Genomic DNA, 18,360 nt, shown 5'->3' with positions numbered 1-18,360 from the left:
TTCACCATGCGCAAGACTCTTATCGCTCTGATGTTCGCTGCCGCCCTGCCGACCGTTGCCATGGCCATGCCTGAAGGTGCCGGCCCGATGGGTGGCCCGATGGACGGCTCACGCCATGGCGGTCAGATGCACGGCATGCACGGCAAAGGCCCGTACAGCCAGCTGGACCTGAGCCGCGAACAGCGCGAGCAGATCCGCAAAATCATGGGCGAACAGATGCATGAGCGTCAGCAAGTGGTCGACAAGTACCTGGAAAAACTCTCGCCTGCCGACCAGAAAGCCATGAAAGATGAAATGGCGGCCAACCACAAGAAAGCTGAAGCCGACGTGCGTGCCTTGCTGAAACCGGATCAACAGAAGCAATTCGACGAGATCCAGAAAAAACAGGCTGAGCGTCGCGCCGAATGGGCCGAGTTCAAGGCCTGGAAAGCGCAACAGCCGCAAAAGGCGCAATAATGCGTTAACCCCGGACCCGACGGCTAACACCGTTGGGTCTGATGCCACTCAGTTCATTGTGGGAGCGGGCTTGCTCGCGAAAGCGGTGTATCAGGTAACGAATTGTTGACTGACTCACCGCTTTCGCGAGCAAGCCCGCTCCCACATGGGATTTGCGTTTGCTTGAGGATTTTCTGTGCGCTCATTGTTCTGGCGTATTCTGGCCAGCTTCTGGCTGGCCATCGCTCTGGTTGCAGGGCTCTCCATTCTGCTGGGGCACATGCTCAATCAGGACGCGTGGATTCTCAGTCGCCATCCCGGCCTCAATACCTTGGCCGAGCAGTGGACGCAAACCTACGAGTCACAGGGTGAAGACGCGGCCCAGGACATTCTGGAACAGCGCAAGCGCCAGTATCACATCGACGTTCAAGTGCTCAACGAGAGCGGCGATCCGGTGGTGCGCGGTACGTTCCCACGTCGGGCGGCTGCCTTCGAAGCGCGGCAGAACAACGATGATCGCCGCCTGCCATGGCGTCGTCTGACCGCGGAATACACCAGCGAAAAAACCGGCGACACCTACCTGCTGATCTATCGAATTCCGCACCCGGAACTGGACTCATGGCATCGCGAAAGCCTGCTCTGGCCATTGAGTGCGCTGGGTATCGCGCTGGTGGTACTGACCTTGTTCAGTCTGTTTGTCACGCTGTCGATCACCCGCCCACTCAGCCGCTTGCGCGGCGCGGTGCATGATCTGGGGCAAACCACCTACCAACAAAACAGCCTGGTAAAACTGGCCAACCGCCGCGATGAGTTCGGCGTGCTGGCCAACGACTTCAACCGCATGGGCGCGCGCCTGCAAAGTTTGATCGGCAGTCAGCGGCAGTTGCTGCGGGATGTGTCCCATGAACTACGTTCTCCGCTTGCGCGGCTGCGCATTGCACTGGCACTCGCCGAGCGGGCCAACCCTGAAGAACGGGAAAAGCTCTGGCCGCGCCTCACTCGGGAGTGCGATCGACTGGAAGCACTGATCAGCGAAATTCTGGTTCTGGCGCGGGTCGATGCCGACAACGCCAGCGCTGAAGAGGTTGATCTCAATGCGTTGCTCAACACTCTGCAAAAGGATGCTCAATTGGGTTCGCCAGAGCAGAACGTGCACCTTGAGGCCGAGCCGCAGCTGAACCTCAAAGGCTGGCCGACGATGATCGAGCGCGCCGTCGACAACCTGCTGCGCAATGCTCAGCGGTTCAACCCGGTGGGACAGTCGATTGAAATGCAGGCGGTGCGTCAGGGTGAGCGGATTGTGGTCAGTGTGCGTGACCATGGGCCGGGCGTAGAGGCTACGCATTTGAGCCAGTTGGGTGAGCCGTTCTACCGGGCGCCGGGGCAGACGGCGGCTGGACATGGCTTGGGATTGGCCATTGCGCGGCGTGCGGCGGAACGGCACGGCGGGAGTCTGGTGCTGGCCAATCACCCGGAGGGCGGGTTCATTGCCAGCCTCGAATTACCGTTGGTACCTGGGGCTGTGGTGCAGCTCTGAAATCCACCCCTCACCCCAGCCCTCCCGAAACGTCGGACCGCCCCATAGGGGAGAGGGGGAAAGGGAGCCGATCTTCAAGCTTTACAAAACCTGAGTTCAACTCGGATTTTCAGGTCGATGTAGCTCCAAGAACAACCCGGTCAGTCCCCTCTCCCTACGGGCGGTCCGACGTTTCGGGAGGGTTAGGGTGAGGGCTGGATCGCAATGATTCACCCCTCACTCACAAACGACCGCTCTCAGCCCTTGGAAGGCCACACGCTGACGAACTCGGCCAGATCAACCTTTTCGGCAACGCGCGGCTCTTTCTGCGGCGTGCCGAGGTAAAGAAACGCAATCACCTCTTCCCCTTCAGCCAGCCCCAAGCCCTTGGCCACATGCGCCGAATACGCCAGTTCACCCGTGCGCCACACCGCGCCAATCCCTTGCGCATAAGCCGCCAGCAAAATCCCGTGAGCCGCACAACCCGCCGCCAGCAGTTGTTCGGATTTCGGATACTTGACGTGATCCTGCAACCGCGCGATCACCACAACCACCAGCGGCGCGCGCAGTGGACCGTTACGCGCCTTGTCCAGTGCCGCCTCGGACACCTCACTGTCCTGCAGCTTCGCCGCTTCGGCCAGCAACTCGCCCATTTGCTCGCGCGCCGCGCCTTCGACTGTCAGGAAGCGCCAAGGCTGCAAGTGACCATGGTCTGGCGCTCGCATCGCAGCGCCAAACAGCACTTCGCGTTGTTCTGCGGTCGGTGCCGGTTCGAGCAGTCGTGGAACGGAAACACGGTTGAGCAAAGCGTCGAGAGCCTGCATCGGCCACCTCCTGAAAAAAATGTTTGGCTATTCTAGCTGCAACTGCGCAGGCGGCGCCGGTTTACATGCCCTGCCCCGCAGGTAGAATGGCGCCCTTCCCAATCTCAGCCCGAGCGGACTTCATGGCGTTGCCGACCTTACGGATTATTGGTTTCATCATCGGCATCTTCCTGATCACGCTGGCCATCGCCATGGTCGTGCCCATGGCCACCCTGGTGATTTTCGACCGCACCAGCGACCTGCCGTCGTTCCTCTGGGCGAGCATGATTACCTTCGTCGCGGGTTTGGCCCTGGTCATCCCCGGTCGTCCCGAACACATTCACCTGCGCCCGCGAGACATGTATTTGCTGACGGTCAGCAGCTGGCTGGTGGTGTGCATCTTCGCCGCGCTGCCGTTCCTGCTGACCCAGCACATCAGCTACACCGACTCGTTCTTCGAAAGCATGTCCGGCATTACCGCCACCGGGTCGACAGTACTCAGCGGCCTGGACACCATGTCCCCCGGCATCCTGATGTGGCGCTCGTTGCTGCACTGGCTCGGCGGTATCGGCTTTATCGGCATGGCGGTAGCGATTCTGCCACTGCTGCGCATCGGTGGCATGCGGCTGTTTCAGACCGAGTCGTCGGACCGTTCCGAAAAAGTCATGCCCCGTTCGCACATGGTGGCGCGTTTGATCGTTGCGGCCTACGTCGGCATCACCATTATCGGCAGCCTGGCGTTCTGGTGGGCCGGGATGAGCCCGTTCGATGCGATCAACCACGCGATGTCGGCGATTTCCACCGGCGGTTTTTCAACGTCCGACCAGTCTCTGGCCAAGTGGACGCAACCGGCGGTGCACTGGGTGGCGATCGTCATCATGATCCTCGGCAGCCTGCCGTTCACCTTGTATGTAGCGACCTTGCGCGGTAACCGCAAAGCACTGATCAAGGATCAGCAGGTTCAAGGCTTGCTCGGCATGTTGCTGGTGACCTGGCTGGTGCTCGGCACCTGGTATTGGTGGACCACCCAGCTGCATTGGCTGGAGGCGTTGCGGCATGTGGCGCTGAACGTGACCTCGGTGGTAACGACCACAGGATTTGCGCTGGGGGACTACAGCCTCTGGGGCAACTTCTCGCTGATGCTGTTCTTCTATCTGGGCTTTATCGGCGGCTGCTCGGGCTCGACCGCTGGCGGGATCAAGATTTTCCGCTTCCAGGTCGCGTACATCCTGCTCAAGGCCAACCTTAACCAGTTGATTCACCCGCGCGCGGTGATCAAGCAAAAGTACAACGGTCACCGCCTCGACGAAGAAATCGTGCGTTCGATTCTGACCTTTTCGTTCTTCTTCGCCATCACCATCTGCGTGATCGCGCTGCTGTTGTCGCTGCTCGGTGTGGACTGGATGACCGCCCTCACCGGCGCAGCCAGCACGGTGTCCGGCGTTGGCCCGGGACTGGGCGAGACCATTGGCCCGGCGGGCAACTTCGCCACCCTGCCGGACGCTGCCAAGTGGATTCTTTCGTTCGGCATGCTACTGGGCCGACTCGAGATCATTACGGTGTTTGTTCTGTGTATTCCGGCGTTCTGGCGTCACTGACAGGCGCAGGCGCGCCCATCAGCCGCGTCCGGTACTCGCCGGGGGTGGCGTCGAACCAGCGGCGGAAAGCGCGGAAGAAGTTGCTCGGATCGGCGAACCCCAGCAGGTAGGCAATTTCCAGCAGGGTCATGGTCGGCCGCGCCAGGTATTGCTCGGCCAGTTCACGCCGGGTGTCGTCGAGCAACGTCTGAAAACTCGTGCCCTCTTCCTGCAAGCGTCGCTGCAAGGTGCGTTGCGACAGGTGCAACGTCTGCGCCACGGTATCGCGCTTGGGTTCGCCCTGGGGCAGCAAACGGCACAGCACCTGTCGCGCCTTGTGGGTCACGCGACTCTCGGAAAACCGCGCCAGGTACTCACCGGCAAACCGGTCATGCAACAGCGCCATCGCCTCGTTGGCGGTAGGCAGCGGTGCCTCCATGTCTGCGCGTTCGAAAATCAAGGCGTCATACGGCGCGTTGAACACCAAAGGCGCATGGAAGGCTTTTTTATAGGGTTCGAGATCGACGGGCTGATCGCCCTGCACCAGCACCTTGCGCGGTTGCAGGGTGCGCCCGGTCAACCAGCCGCACAGCGCCAGGGCACAGGCCAGTGACGCTTCGGCACTCTGCCGGGTCGGTGGCAGGTGGTCGCCATGGACCGTCAGAATCAGCGCGTAACCTTCTTCCAACAACCGGAAACTCAGGTCGGCACTTTCCGCAATGATCCGCTGATAGCGCACCAGCCGTTGAAAGCCTTCGGCCAGGGTCTGGCTGGACATCAAGGCGTAGCCCGCCACATGAAAGGAGGCCGGTCGCACCACCTTGCCCATGTTCAGGCCAATCGCCGGGTTGCCGGACAGCTCAACCGCGCGTTGCCACAGTCGAGTCATGGAATCTTGCGGGAAGCGCGCGTCTGGATCATCCAGTGCCGCGTAGTCGAGCCCCAGCTGTTTGAACAGAACCCGGCAATCCAGGCCGTCCATCTCCAGTGCTTTGACAATCCCCATCGCCCAGCTTGCAGAAGTCGTTCGTTCGCTCATGTCGTCCACTTACATGATGAGCCGCATGCTACGGCCAATTTCCGAAGGATACTAAAGTGGCGCCCATTGTCACTGGCTGATGCCAATGATCACTCTAGACTCAAATAAGCTACCCGCAGAACATCTTGCAGTCAGAACAATAACCACAGAGATCGCAGTCGTGGAAAACATCAAACGTTTCAACAGCTTCGCTGAGTTCTACCCGTATTACCTCAGCGAACACAGCAACAGTACCTGCCGACGATTGCACTTTATCGGCACGACGCTGGTTGTTTTCATTTTGGCCCTGACCATCGGAAAAGGCGCCTGGCTGCTGTTATGGGCCCTTCCGCTGGCGGGTTACAGCTTCGCCTGGGCCGGGCATTTCTTCTTCGAGAAGAACCGTCCTGCGACCTTTCAACATCCGTTTTACAGCCTGCTCGGCGATTTCGTCATGTACCGAGACATGATTCTGGGTCGCGTGCCGTTCTAGGCGCAATGAACCACAGGAGGACAGCCGATGAATGCCAACGCCCGTTTCACCCACATGCAGGACGGCACGCAGGAAGACTGGGCAATCATCGCCGCAGACTTCAGTGCCTATGCGAGGCAATTGCCGACCCGGATTGTGGCGCACCTGAAATTACTGGAGGGTGATTTTGGCGGCTTCCCGGTGGATCGTCTGACCCATTCCCTGCAAACCGCCAGTCGTGCCTGGCGTGATGGCCGAGATGAAGAATACGTGGTCTGCGCGCTGCTTCACGACATTGGCGACACCTTGGGTTCCTACAACCACCCGGACATCGCTGCGGCAATCCTCAAGCCGTTCGTCAGCACCGAGAACCTGTGGATGGTCGAGAAACACGGAATTTTCCAGGGGTATTACTTCTTCCATCATCTAGGAATGGACCGGCATTTGCGCGAGCAATACAGCGGGCATCCGCAGTATCAGGCGACCATTGAGTTTTGCGCCAAATACGATGCGGCGGCGTTTGATCCGGCGTATGACACGCTGCCGCTGAGCTTCTTTGAACCGATGATGGAACGGTTGTTTGCGCAGCCCAAGTACTCGATTTACAAAGCCGCGATGGAAGAGCACGCACCGACTTAAGATCAAAAGATCGTCCGAACGCGGCCCGAGCCTTCGGCAGCTCCTACATGGAAACGCGATCCCCTGTAGGAGCTGGCGAAGCCTGCGATCTTTGCTTTTTGCGGCCTACGCCGGCTATGCGACTTTCGCCAACTTCAACTCCGCCTCCCGCGCCTGGGCATCCGCCAATCGATACAACTCGATCGATCCGTCCCAATGCTCGATCAGCGCGGTGCACGACTCCACCCAATCCCCGCAATTGAGGTAATCCACTCCGCCGACCTTGCGAATCTCGGCATGGTGAATGTGCCCGCACACCACGCCGTGCAACTCGCGTTTGACGCACTCGTGAGCGATGGCTTCTTCGAAATCGCTGATGAAACTGACCGCGGTTTTGACCTTGTGCTTGAGGTAGGCCGACAGCGACCAGTAACCGTAGCCATAGCGTGCGCGCCAATGGTTGAGCCAGCGGTTGAGGGTCAGGGTGAATTCGTAGGCCGAGTCGCCGAGAAAGGCCAGCCAGCGGTGATACCGGGTGATCACGTCAAACTGATCGCCGTGGATCACCAACAGATGCCGACCATCAGCGGTCACATGCACCGCTTCGTCCACTAACTGGATATTGCCCAGAATCAGCTTCGAATAACGGCGCAGGAATTCGTCGTGGTTGCCGGTGACGTAGATCACCTCGGTGCCGCGCTTGCTCATGGTCAGCAAGCGGCGGATCACATTCGTGTGCGCCTGAGGCCAGTACATGCCGCCGCGCAGCTTCCAGCCATCGATGATGTCGCCGACCAGGTAGATCTTGTCCGCGTGGTAGCCCTTGAGAAACTGCGACAGGTGCTCGGCCTGGCAATCCCGGGTGCCCAGATGCACGTCGGAAATCCACAAGGTCCGCACACGTTGCTTACGACTGGGTTTGGCGAGCTCGGCGCTGGTCATGGGCAACCCTCTGCAAAAGTTTTTGCAACTTTGCGCCGGTCGGGTTAATTGCCCATGACAGTGGCGAGTCAGTCCTGTGACAGCGCTCCACGATTGCCCTCGGTGTAGACTGGCAGCCTTGCCCGGGAGACCTGCGATGAGACCGATCCTCACGCTACGCCAATACACGCATGACCTGATCGTCCACAATCACGACCACGCGCAACTGGTGTTCGGGCTGTCGGGTGCGCTGGATTTCGAGGTCGACGGGCATGGCAGTCAGGTGGTCCAGCAGAGTTTCGTGGTGGTGCCGTCCGGTTTCCATCACGCCTGCGGTAGCGCCAATGGCAGCCGTTGCCTGGTACTGGATGTGCCCAGCGACCAATGGGTTTCTCAGTCTCTTGGTGATCACGCCGAGGCCAGCCGTCGTTTGCTCGACAACGCCGGTCGCCTGTCGCTGGATGCAGGGCAAAGCCAATTGGTCAGTTGGTTGGCGGGCAGTCAGGTCAGCGATCCATTGATCGCGCAACAAGGCGCGGTGTTGTTGCTGGCCAGCCTCAACAACGCCAAACCCGAGATCGTCGGCGGTCGGCGCCTGCCTTATGCGGCGCTGAATGCGCACATCGATCAATACGCAGCCTACCCACTTCAAGTCGCCGATCTGGCGCGTATCGCCGGTCTGTCCAGCGCTCGGCTGCATGCGCGGTTCGTTGCTGAATGCGGGCAGACGCCGATGGATTACATCCGCAGTCGACGTTTGCACATGGCCGTGGGCTTGTTGCGGGATTCGGCGCTGCCGATCGGCGAGATTGCCAGTCGGGTCGGTTACAGTTCGCAGAGCGCCTTCGCGGCGGCGGTGTTGCGGGAGTTCGGTGCCTCACCCGGCAAATTGCGGCGCGAGGTTGGCGACAAAAAGCAATAGTTTGCCGACAGACACAACTGGGGGTTTCACGGTTCAATGCAGGAGCTGCCGAAGGCTGCTCCTACATCTTTGTTCGCTTGTTGTTAAGGATTGCAATGACTCCCCGTACCGCCCTTGGCGCCCTGCATATCGGCGCACTGATGTTCGGCTTGACCGGTGTGTTCGGCAAACTGGCTGCCGCTTCCCCCGCCGTCATCGTCTTCGGGCGTGCCGCGTTCGCCGTGCTGGCGTTAGCCGTTTTTGCGCGGTTCGCCAGCACTACTCGCTGGCAGAAACTCGAGGCTGTGGACTGGCGCCGACTGTTGCTCAGCGGCTTACTGCTGGCCGGACACTGGGTGAGTTTTTTCATTGCAGTGAAGGTTGCAGGCGTGGCAATCGCGACCCTGGGTTTCGCCAGCTTCCCGGCGTTTACCGTGATCCTCGAAGGGTTGATCTTCCGCGAGCGAATTCGCGCCAACGAAATCCTGCTGGTGGTGCTGGTCAGTGTCGGGCTGGTGCTGGTCACCCCTGATTTCGATCTGGCCAGCGGAGCCACCATTGGTCTGCTGTGGGCGGTGGGCTCAGGTTTGCTGTTCTCTCTGCTATCGCTGACCAACCGCGCCAGCTCTGGGCGAATCCCGGCGGTGCAGGCTGCGCTGTGTCAGAACGTGGTGGTCGCGTTGTGCCTGTTGCCGGTGGCGGCACCGCAGTTGAGCGAAGTGCGCGCCATCGACTGGCTGTGGATCGGTCTGCTCGGGGTGTTCTGCACTGGCGTCGCTCACAGTCTGTTTGTCGCCAGCCTGGCAGTGATCAAGGCGCGGACCGCGGCCGTGGTGTTCGCCCTGGAGCCGGTTTACGGCATCGCCATGGCCTGGCTGCTGTTTGATGAAAACCCGACACTGCGCATGCTGCTCGGTGGCGCGTTGATCATCGTGGCGATCGTGGTCTCCAGCCGACTCTCGGGCGGCTCAAGCAAGAAGACCGTTGCGGCAGAAGCCGCCTCTCACTGAGTGCGGTCGTTGTGCCCCAGATCGCGGTCCGGATCAATTTGATCGCGGACCCGCTGCTTCAGCACTTTGGCCTCAGGGAAACCACCATCAGCCTTGCGCTCCCAGATCTGCACATCGTCACAGAAAATGTGAAACACCCCGCCGGTGCCGGGCACCAGCGACACTTTACTCAGGTCGTCACCGAAGGTGCTGAGCAGTTCCTGGGCCAGCCAGGCCGCACGCAACAGCCACTGGCATTGCGTGCAATACGTGATGATGATTTCCGGTTTGCGTGCAGTCATGATCGGCGAAACTCCTGAGCCAGAGGGCGCCGCTATGATAGCCCGGCGAGCAGGTTCCGGGCGGTCTGCTTCAACGGCTCGTTACCTTCCTTGAGCAACTCGTTGAGCAGTTCGATGGCGCTGTCCACATCGCCGTCATCAATGCAGGTCTGGGCTTGTTCGAGCTTGTCGGCGCTGCTCGGCTCGGCCGGTTCCAGGTTCAGCGGTTCCAGTTCCAGCGACTGGCCGGGATCGCTGAACTCGTTGAGAAAAGTGTCATCCAGAGACTGGGAATCAGGCTCGGCAACCCATTCAAGTTCGGGTTCGTCCAGCGTCGAGTCGTCCGGCATTTCAAACACCTCGGGCAAGACGTGCAGGTTCGAGACAAACGGCGGCTCGACCGGCGCGGATTCGCTCGATGGCTTCGCGGCGGACGGCGAGTGCTCAAAAGGGCTGATCAGGTCCCAACTCGAATCCATCGACAGATCATCGAGGTTCAACTGGAACTCATCATTGGGTGCCTCAGCAATCGCAGCCTTGGGGGGAGTGATTGACGCTGCAACGGCCAACGGTGCCGCACTGCTCAATTTCGGGTGTCGAGCGCGAATATTCTGAAGTTCTTGCAGGTCGTATCCGGCGTCACGCAGGTTGTTTTCCTGTGTCTCATAGGCGGGTATGTCACCCTGTTTACCCAAGACTTCCAACAGCTGAACGGCAAGATCCGTGCGTTGCGGCTCCTTGATCAGCGCCTCTCGCAACAAACCGGCCGCCTCGGAAAAACGGCCATAGGCCAGATAGATATCAACCCCTTCAAACACATCGCCTGCGGGCGACTCTTCACCCGATTCAGTTGCCGGTTGCAACCCTGACGATTGGGCAACCGGTTCTGCAGTGCGATTGAGCGCCGGTTCATGCCGTGACGGCAAAACAGGTAACGCGTCGGGCAATGCCTGAACCTGTTGTCGTTGACGCCGAACGAACAACCCCAGCAACACCAGAGCCACCACCGCCAGCAACCCGATAATCAGCCCCCAGTGGGTGGCCTCAGGTTCTTCAACAATAACTGGCGCGGGAGTCACAACGGCGGGTGCAACCGGCTCCGCCGCTGCGGTCTTGATTTCCGCCAATTGGGTTTGCAGTTCCGTCACCTGCTTTTTCTGACCGGCGACCTGCTCCTCCTGGGCCTGAAGCTTCGCAGTCAATTCATCGATGGTTGCTTGCAGCTGCTGGTTTTGCAGCACGCTGGCGGCCAGTTGTTCGGCAACGGGATCACTCACAGGCGCGGCAGCAGGTTGATCGACGCGAGGAACAGGGGGCTTTTTGCCCTTCGCCGCAGGTGGCTTCGCAACGGCCGGCTCAACCGTCGGGAATCCGGAGGACTGAACGTCGGTCATCGGCTCGTCAGTGACGGGAACAATCCCCGGTGAACCCGGCGGATCGATCAGCACCGTGTACTCGCGCAGCACGCGCCCGTTGGGCTGATTGAGCTGCACCAGGAAATTCAGGAAAGGTTCATTGACCGGTTTGCTGGAGCTCACCCGGATCAGGCTGCGGTTGCCGCGCAGGATCGGGGTGAATTTCAGATTATTGAGGAAGAACACCCGATCGATGCCGGCGCGACTGAACTCCTCCGCTGTCGCGAGGCTGACCGAGAGCTCGCCCTCCTCCAGACCGGCGGCATCTTCCAGGGCGATGTCAGCGCGCAACGGCTGATTCAGCGCTGAATGCAGGGTGATATCACCCAGGCCCAACGCGGGCGCCAATGCCGAGTAAGTGACAGCACCACCGACCAGAAGCAGCCTGGCGCAACACCGCAAAACCATGTGCCAACTCTCGAGCATGAGCATCCCTTAGATAACCAGAACCATCTTGTACGCGTTCGCACATCCGGTACGAACACGATATTGCCAAGTAGTTCTTTATAGTCTGCCCAACGGGGTATCTCAAAAGTCCTGGGTGCGTTTATGCCTCAAGATTTTTCCAGGTTGGCCAAAATGTGCCCATGGACACGCATGCAGACCTTCAAGTCCGCCTCATCGACGCCATCGAACAACTCGTGGCGCAGTTGGGTGGCAATGGTTTCAATTTGTTCGATCAAGGGAAGGGCCGGGGCACAGAGGACGATTTTCTTCGCCCGGCGGTCTTCCAGCACCGATTGACGTTGCACCAGCCCCTGGCTTTCGAGGCTGTCGAGCAGACGAGCCAGGGTCGGCCCTTCAACGCCGACGCTCTGCGCCAGTTCACGTTGGGTCGGGGCATCCTCAAAACGCGCCAGGTGCAGCAGCACCAGCCAGCGTGCCTGGGACAGACCCAGGCCAGCCAGACGGCGGTCCAGTTCGGCACGCCAGCCGCGCGACATCTGGGCCAGTTGCATGCCAAAGCGGTGTTGGTCGGTTAACGGCATAAAACACTCATGATTAGACTGAAATAAAGAAAAACTAATTATTAGTCAGCTAAGCATGACCCTTGGCCAGAGGCAAGGCTTGCTCTGTACTGAATCGTTACATCTATGTGGCAGATCACCTAAATCTCGAATTCGGATTGCAGTGCCGCCCGAACACAGTACAAAACCCCTTCCGGCACTCTCCCGGCAAACAGTGCGGCAATCTCCGACACGGGCGGCAACTCGCCTTCGCCGTCGAGGAACGCGTCCTGGATTTCGCCCATCAACTCTTCGGGCAGATCCAGCGCTTGCTCCAGCGACAACTGCTGCTTGCCAATCGCTTCGGCGAGCAGGGTGTAGACGTTCTTTTCCGAGCATTGCAGCTGACCGGCGATCTGCATCGGTGTCATGCCGGCGCGGGCCAGGGTGATCAGTTCGTGGCGCAGGTCGGCCACCACTTTCGGCGCCTCGACTTGCCCGCCGAGGACTTCGAGGAAGGCCTCGCCGTAACGCTCCAGCTTGCGTGCGCCAACGCCGCTGACCGTGGCCATTTCCGACAGCGAGGTCGGTTGGCTGCGGAGCATTTCCAGCAGTGTCGAGTCGGGGAAGATGACGTACGGCGGCACACCATGCTCTTCGGCGAGTTTTCGACGCAGGGCGCGCAAGGCTTCCCACTGTTCGCGTTCTTCGCCGCGAACCAGTTGGCTCGCCTGGCTCTTGCTGCTTTTGGCCGTGGTTTGCGGCTTGAGGTCGCGACGCAGTTCCAGGGTCACTTCGCCCTTGAGCAGCGGTCGACAGGTGTCACTCAAGCGCAGGCCGCCGTAGCCTTCCAGGTCGATGTCCGCCAGACCGCGGGCTACCAGCTGACGGAACAAGGAGCGCCATTCACTCTCGCCCATTGCTTTGCCAACGCCATACACCGACAGATGTTGATGGCCGAAGCTGCGAACTTTTTCGTTGTCCTTGCCCAGTAACACATCGACCAAATGCCCGACGCCGTAACGCTGGCCGGTGCGGTAGATCGCCGAAAGCGCCTGACGGGCCGGCTCGGTGGCGTCCCAGGTCTGCACGCCATCGACGCAGTTGTCGCAATGGCCGCACGGCTCGGGCATGTCTTCGTCGAAGTAGGCCAGCAGCGTCTGGCGACGGCAGCGGGTTTCTTCGCAGAGCGAGAGCATGGCGTCGAGCTTATGCTGCTCCAGACGCTTGTGACGCTCGTCGCCCTCGGAGTTCTGCAACATCTGCTTGAGCATCACCACGTCTTGCAGGCCGTAGGCCATCCAGGCGTCTGCCGGCAGACCGTCTCGGCCGCCGCGACCGGTTTCCTGGTAGTAAGCCTCAAGGGATTTTGGCAAATCGAGGTGAGCGACAAAGCGCACGTTGGGCTTGTCGATGCCCATGCCGAACGCCACGGTGGCGACCATGATCAGGCCTTCCTCATTGAGAAAGCGCTTCTGGTGGTGAGCCCGGGTATCGTTGGGCAAACCGGCATGGTACGGCAGCGCCGGGAAGCCTTGTTCGCTGAGAAACACCGCCACTTCGTCGACTTTCTTGCGCGACAGGCAATAGACGATGCCGGCATCGCTGCGCCGTTCGGCGAGGAACGCCAGCAACTGCTTGCGCGGCTGCTCTTTGGGCACGATGCGATAGAAGATGTTGGGGCGGTCGAAACTCGAGAGGAAACGCTCGGCATCCTGAAGATGAAGGCGGTCGACGATTTCTTCCCGGGTACGCTTGTCGGCGGTCGCAGTCAGGGCGATACGCGGGACGTTGGGGAACAATTCCGCCAACTGGCCCAGTTGCAGGTATTCGCGGCGGAAGTCGTGGCCCCATTGGGACACGCAGTGGGCTTCGTCGATGGCGAACAGGGAAATTTCAAGACTTTGCAGGAACGCCAGCATCCGTGGCTGAACCAGACGCTCGGGCGCGAGATAAAGCATTTTCACTTCACCGCGCTTGATCCGTGCCGCCAGATCGCGCTGCTGCTCGGCGCTGAGCGTGGAGTTCAATGCCGCCGCCGCGACGCCCAGCTCTTCGAGGGTGGCGACCTGGTCGTCCATCAGGGCGATCAGCGGCGACACCACCACCGCCAGGCCTTCGCGCAACAGCGCCGGCACCTGGAAGCACAAGGACTTGCCGCCACCGGTAGGCATCAGCACCAGGGCGTCGCCGCCACTGGCCACGCGCTCAATGATTGCACCCTGACGGCCACGGAAACTGTCGTAGCCGAAGATGTCCTTGAGGACGCGTTGAGCCTGTTCGAGCATAGAAACTCCAAAAATCACAAAAACATCCCTGCAAGGCTGGTTCAGAACCACGAAGGCTGCACCGACAAATCGTAAGTGCGCATTGCATGACGCTTCACATTTCAGCCGCGACGCCGGCAGGGCATCACAAAACGCGCGAGTATACCCGAGCCCTCCCTTGCGCAGGGCACCACTGATAAGACACATAACCCAATGCCATGAAGAACCCTGTAGGAGTGAGCCTGCTCGCGATAGCGGCGCTACATTCAAAACAGAGTTGACTGGCCCACCGCTATCGCGAGCAGGCTCACTCCCACAGGGATTGCGGTGTTCCATACTCCTGCATGGGTCCAAATATCCCGCGCGGCTGGCCCAAGCGCTCAAGAAGGCCTAGAATTCCCGCATCTGTTTAATTCCCAAGGTAGCCCTTTAATGTCCTTCGCTGAGCAACTAACCCGCCTGCAAGTCTTCCTCGACGCCGACGAACTGCATGACGAGGCGCTGGACTACGTGGCCGCCCACGGCTACCTCACTGCGCTGTCGATCTGTTCCGAAACCGTTCCCGACCGTGAATGGATCGACGCCCTCTTCGCCGAAGAGCCGCATTACGCCGACGACACCGAGCGTGAAGCGATCGAATCCACCCTGCTGGCCCTCAAGGCTCACATCGCTCGCCAACTGGCGTCCGATGAAGAGTTCGAGCTGCCTTGTGACCTGGACCTGGGCGAAGAGCCGGATGACTCCGACCTGCGCGGCTGGTGCATCGGTTTCATGGAAGGCGTGTTCCTGCGCGAAGCAGCCTGGTTCGAAACCGCCGAAGACGAAGTCAGCGAAATGCTGCTGCCGATCATGGTCGGTTCGGGTCTGTTCGACGAACAGCCTGAGTTCGAAGACATCGCCAAAGACGCCAACCTGATGGACGACATGATCGTGCAGATCCCGGAAGCCCTGACCGCGCTGTACCTGCTGTGCCAGGCGCCAGACGAAAAACCGGCGATCCTCAAGCCTCGTCACCACTAAGGTTTTGCCTATGGACAACCCCATAGGCAACCGCTCCCTGATGTTGCGTTACGTGCTGCTGGCCATCGGCTGGCTGAGCGTAGCGCTGGGGGTGATCGGGATTTTCCTGCCGGTGTTGCCCACCACGCCCTTCCTGCTGCTGGCGGCCGCCTGCTTCGCCCGCAGTTCGCCGCGCTTCTATCATTGGCTGGTTGAACATCCGCGGCTTGGGCCGTGGGTTCGCGATTACCTGAGCGGCAACGGTATCCCACTCAAAGGCAAGGTCTACGCCATCGGCCTGATGTGGGCGAGCATCCTCCTTTCCTGCTACCTGGTGCCCCTGCCGTGGGCGCGGGGGTTCATGCTGACCAGCGCCGTGCTGGTGAGCGTCTACATCCTCAAACAGAAAACCCTGCAAAAGCCCTGATCCCTGATCGCTCCCTTCCTCCGACGATCAACCCTCCCTTTCAATAAACACCGCCTAGACTTCAGGCATCTGCACCCGAGCGGCCAGACATGTCCCGCAGTCTGCGTAGTCCAGGATGGTCAACGCTCCGACTTCGGCTCGGCGGATGGCTGTTGCTGATCACTTTTCTGTTGGCCGGGCTGAGCAGTGTCGGGGCCAACTGGAGTTTTACGCAGATTCTGCAAACCGCCGAAGATCGCTACGGCACCCTCGGCGCGGGACGGGGAAGGATCGAGGCCTGGAGTCAGATGCTGCAAAGCGAAGTCAACGCCCCCGAGCGCGAGCAACTGAACGCGGTCAATCGTTTCTTCAATCAGCAACTGAGCTTTCTGGACGACACCCGCATCTGGCATCAGACCGATTACTGGGCCACACCCGTCGAATCCCTGATCAAAGGTGCCGCTGATTGCGAGGACTACGCACTGGCGAAATATTTCAGCCTGCGCTACCTGGGAATTCCCAGCGAAAAACTACGCATCACCTACGTGAAAGCCCTGACCCAGAACCAGGCGCACATGGTGCTGACTTTCTACAACAGCCCCACGGCCGATCCGCTGGTGCTGGACAACTTGATCGGCGAGGTCCGCCCCGCCTCCCAACGCAAAGACTTGCTGCCGGTGTACGCCTTCAACGCAGAAGGCCTGTACTTGCCGGGAGCCAATGGTGGCAAACGCAGCAGCGACTCGAAAAAACTGTCGCGCTGGCAGGACGTACTAAAAAAGATGCAGGCCGAAGGGTTCGCCGTGGGCGACGGCTAGCCACCTGAGCAAGGAGCGATTTATGTCACTGCGTAAACAGTTGTTTCTCGCCATCTGCCTGTTCTTGCTGGTGGCGTTCAGCGGCAGTTTTTTTGTCAGCCTGGAAAGCTCTCGCGACCAGATGCTCGGCCAATTGCGCTCCCACGCCCAGGACGCCGCCACCGCGTTGGGGTTGTCGTTGACGGCGCAAATCGATGACCCGGCCATGATCGAATTAATGGTCAGCTCGATTTTCGACAGCGGTTACTTCAGCAGTATTCGAATCATCAACATCGACGATGCGCAGGTGCTGGTGGAGCGCAGTGCGCCGGGGCAAATCGACGGCGTTCCCGCCTGGTTTGTGAACCTGGTCAACCTGCACCCACCCGGTGGCGAAGCGCTGATCATGCGCGGCTGGGTGCAGGCGGCACGGGTCGAAGTGTTGAGCAATCCGCAGTTCGCCCTGGCCAAACTCTGGGACAGCACGCTCGGCAGCCTGATCTGGTTGCTGGTGTGCGGCCTGCTCAGTGCCGTGTTTGGTGGCTGGTTGCTGCGCCGGCAATTTCGTCCGCTCGACACCATGGTCAAACAGGCCGAAGCCATCAGCAAACGCGAGTTCCTCAGCCTGCCGAAACTGCCGCGCACACCGGAGTTGAAACGCGTGGTATTGGCCATGAACCAGATGGTCGAGAAGCTCAAGGCGCTGTTCGCCGAAGAGGTCGCACGCAGTGAAAAACTGCGGGTCGAGTCCTATCAGGACAGCCTTACAGGCCTGGCCAATCGACGCTTGCTGGATGAAGAATTGGCCGACGAGTTGCTGGTCTCCGAGCAGAGCAGCGACGGCCATTTGCTGATGTTGCGGATCAACGACCTGGTCGGTCTCAACCAACGTTTGGGCGGCCAACGTACCGATGCACTGATCAGCGCCGTCGGTGAATTGCTCAAACGCCTGACCCAGCCAGCGGAACGTCGCACCTGGCTAGCCGCGCGCAATCGTGGCGGTGAATTCAGCCTGCTGACGCCTGGCCTGGACAGCACCGACGCCGCACGCCTGGCCAGCGAAATCAGCGCCACCCTGGAAAACCTGCGCCTGACCGGCGCCAGCGACGCCATGCCGGTGGCGCATTTGGGGATCGCCCCTTACCACCCCGGTGAGCCGGCCAGTGACGTACTGACGCGACTGGATCAGGCGTTGACCGAAGCCCGGCAACATCCCGAGCGCCCGTGGGTTCACTTGGCCGATTCCATCACCGCGCCGACCCCATCCCAAAACGACTGGCAAACCTGGATCGACGACGCCCTGAACCAAGGCAAGATGCAACTGTATTTCCAGCCGGTGGTGCAATGCGCCGACACCAGCCAGGTGCTGCATCACAAAGTCCTCGCGCGCCTGATCGACCCGCAGGGCGAGGCCATTGCCGCCGGGCATTTCCTGCCGTGGATCGAGCGACTCGGCTGGTCGGCCCGGTTTGACCTGGCCATGCTCGAAGCCACCCTCGACTACCTCATCGTCAATCGTTGGCCCCTGGCGCTAAGCCTGTCCGGCAGCACCCTGCGCGATCCAGCGCAGTTGCAACACATCCTCGACATGCTCGAATCGCTGCCCGAACTCGCGCCCCTGCTGATTCTGGAAATCGACGAACGCCAACTGCCACCACAGGAAGAACTGCAACGCCTGAGCCACAGCCTGCTCAACACCGGTTACCGCATCGGTCTGCAGCATTTCGGCGGCAGCTTCGGCCAGATCGGAAACCTGACTCAATTGGGGCTGGCTTACTTGAAAGTCGACGGTGCGTACATCCGTCACATTGATGAGCAGAGTGATAAACGGCTGTTCATCGAGGCTATTTTTCGGGCGACCAACAGCATTGATTTGCCGTTGATTGCGGAGATGGTGGAGACCAAGGGGGAGCTGGAGGTGATCCGGGAGTTGGGGTTGTTTGGTGTGATGGGGCGGTTGATTGGGCCGCCGGAGCCGATGTAAGGGGTACGACCGTT

18 protein-coding genes are annotated in these 18,360 nt (G+C 60.2%); 11 read left to right on the top strand and 7 right to left on the bottom strand.

The genetic code is table 11. The features are described 5' to 3' along the window. Window positions 1-6: 6 nt before the first annotated feature. Both ACYZTZ_RS04765 and ACYZTZ_RS04760 read left to right on the top strand, forming a co-directional pair. Window positions 7-456: an LTXXQ domain protein gene (locus ACYZTZ_RS04765; protein ID WP_056742175.1), complete on the top strand. Its 450-nt coding sequence runs from the start codon at window positions 7-9 to the stop codon at window positions 454-456. A gap of 175 nt (window positions 457-631) precedes the next feature. Next, the gene (locus tag ACYZTZ_RS04760) at window positions 632-1,972 is read left to right on the top strand and encodes a sensor histidine kinase (protein WP_461997388.1); all 1,341 of its coding nucleotides are present in this window, start codon (window positions 632-634) and stop codon (window positions 1,970-1,972) included. A gap of 236 nt (window positions 1,973-2,208) precedes the next feature. Here ACYZTZ_RS04760 and ACYZTZ_RS04755 read toward each other — a convergent pair whose 3' ends face one another. Then, window positions 2,209-2,775 (bottom strand): NAD(P)H nitroreductase, encoded by a 567-nt coding sequence (locus ACYZTZ_RS04755; protein ID WP_461997387.1) that lies wholly within the window; start codon window positions 2,773-2,775, stop codon window positions 2,209-2,211. 122 nt (window positions 2,776-2,897) lie between these two features. On the opposite strand from ACYZTZ_RS04755, the gene ACYZTZ_RS04750 reads away from it, so the two are divergent. Continuing rightward, window positions 2,898-4,352, top strand: a complete 1,455-nt coding sequence (locus tag ACYZTZ_RS04750) for a TrkH family potassium uptake protein (RefSeq protein WP_461997386.1) — start codon at window positions 2,898-2,900, stop codon at window positions 4,350-4,352. Here the strand turns inward: ACYZTZ_RS04750 and ACYZTZ_RS04745 are convergent. Continuing rightward, on the bottom strand, window positions 4,309-5,370 hold the full coding sequence (locus ACYZTZ_RS04745) for an AraC family transcriptional regulator (protein ID WP_461997385.1): 1,062 nt from the start codon (window positions 5,368-5,370) through the stop codon (window positions 4,309-4,311). The genes ACYZTZ_RS04750 and ACYZTZ_RS04745 overlap by 44 nt on opposite strands. Before the next feature lie 160 nt (window positions 5,371-5,530). Here ACYZTZ_RS04745 and ACYZTZ_RS04740 point away from each other — a divergent pair, with 160 nt between their 5' ends. Next, on the top strand, window positions 5,531-5,842 hold the full coding sequence (locus tag ACYZTZ_RS04740; RefSeq protein WP_461997384.1) for an Mpo1-like protein: 312 nt from the start codon (window positions 5,531-5,533) through the stop codon (window positions 5,840-5,842). A 27-nt stretch (window positions 5,843-5,869) separates the two neighbouring features. After that, window positions 5,870-6,460 (top strand): HD domain-containing protein, encoded by a 591-nt coding sequence (locus ACYZTZ_RS04735; protein ID WP_461997383.1) that lies wholly within the window; start codon window positions 5,870-5,872, stop codon window positions 6,458-6,460. Between the two features lie 114 nt (window positions 6,461-6,574). Here the strand turns inward: ACYZTZ_RS04735 and ACYZTZ_RS04730 are convergent, their stop codons facing one another. Further along, complete coding sequence (locus tag ACYZTZ_RS04730; protein ID WP_461997382.1) at window positions 6,575-7,381, bottom strand: UDP-2,3-diacylglucosamine diphosphatase; 807 nt, start codon at window positions 7,379-7,381, stop codon at window positions 6,575-6,577. 136 nt (window positions 7,382-7,517) lie between these two features. Between ACYZTZ_RS04730 and ACYZTZ_RS04725 the strand changes: the two genes are divergently transcribed. Next, a complete protein-coding gene (locus ACYZTZ_RS04725; protein ID WP_461997381.1) occupies window positions 7,518-8,282 on the top strand; it encodes a helix-turn-helix transcriptional regulator in 765 nt (254 codons plus the stop codon). Between the two features lie 95 nt (window positions 8,283-8,377). Continuing rightward, the gene (locus ACYZTZ_RS04720) at window positions 8,378-9,271 is read left to right on the top strand and encodes a DMT family transporter (RefSeq protein ID WP_461997380.1); all 894 of its coding nucleotides are present in this window, start codon (window positions 8,378-8,380) and stop codon (window positions 9,269-9,271) included. On the opposite strand, the gene ACYZTZ_RS04715 is transcribed toward ACYZTZ_RS04720, so the two are convergent. The 4 genes from ACYZTZ_RS04715 to recQ form a co-directional block, all read right to left on the bottom strand. Then, window positions 9,265-9,552 (bottom strand): Rdx family protein, encoded by a 288-nt coding sequence (locus ACYZTZ_RS04715; RefSeq protein WP_461997379.1) that lies wholly within the window; start codon window positions 9,550-9,552, stop codon window positions 9,265-9,267. The two genes, ACYZTZ_RS04720 and ACYZTZ_RS04715, sit on opposite strands and share 7 nt — an antisense overlap. A gap of 32 nt (window positions 9,553-9,584) precedes the next feature. Next, complete coding sequence (locus ACYZTZ_RS04710; protein ID WP_461997378.1) at window positions 9,585-11,372, bottom strand: FimV/HubP family polar landmark protein; 1,788 nt, start codon at window positions 11,370-11,372, stop codon at window positions 9,585-9,587. 128 nt (window positions 11,373-11,500) lie between these two features. Beyond that, window positions 11,501-11,935: a MarR family transcriptional regulator gene (locus ACYZTZ_RS04705; RefSeq protein WP_186550830.1), complete on the bottom strand. Its 435-nt coding sequence runs from the start codon at window positions 11,933-11,935 to the stop codon at window positions 11,501-11,503. 119 nt (window positions 11,936-12,054) lie between these two features. Next, window positions 12,055-14,181, bottom strand: a complete 2,127-nt coding sequence (recQ, locus tag ACYZTZ_RS04700; protein WP_461997377.1) for a DNA helicase RecQ — start codon at window positions 14,179-14,181, stop codon at window positions 12,055-12,057. 411 nt (window positions 14,182-14,592) lie between these two features. On the opposite strand from recQ, the gene ACYZTZ_RS04695 reads away from it, so the two are divergent. The 4 genes from ACYZTZ_RS04695 (at window position 14,593) to lapD (ending at window position 18,346) form a co-directional block, all read left to right on the top strand. Continuing rightward, the gene (locus tag ACYZTZ_RS04695; protein WP_008156162.1) at window positions 14,593-15,180 is read left to right on the top strand and encodes a UPF0149 family protein; all 588 of its coding nucleotides are present in this window, start codon (window positions 14,593-14,595) and stop codon (window positions 15,178-15,180) included. A 10-nt stretch (window positions 15,181-15,190) separates the two neighbouring features. Further along, on the top strand, window positions 15,191-15,586 hold the full coding sequence (locus ACYZTZ_RS04690; protein WP_056742197.1) for a YbaN family protein: 396 nt from the start codon (window positions 15,191-15,193) through the stop codon (window positions 15,584-15,586). Window positions 15,587-15,675: 89 nt separating this feature from the next. Further along, window positions 15,676-16,383: a cysteine protease LapG gene (gene lapG / locus ACYZTZ_RS04685; protein WP_461997376.1), complete on the top strand. Its 708-nt coding sequence runs from the start codon at window positions 15,676-15,678 to the stop codon at window positions 16,381-16,383. 22 nt (window positions 16,384-16,405) lie between these two features. Beyond that, window positions 16,406-18,346: a cyclic di-GMP receptor LapD gene (lapD, locus tag ACYZTZ_RS04680; protein WP_461997375.1), complete on the top strand. Its 1,941-nt coding sequence runs from the start codon at window positions 16,406-16,408 to the stop codon at window positions 18,344-18,346. Window positions 18,347-18,360: the final 14 nt, after the last annotated feature.

It is taken from the genome of Pseudomonas sp. LB3P58, from assembly GCF_054897895.1.
This window is presented reverse-complemented; position numbering and strand designations above follow the sequence as displayed.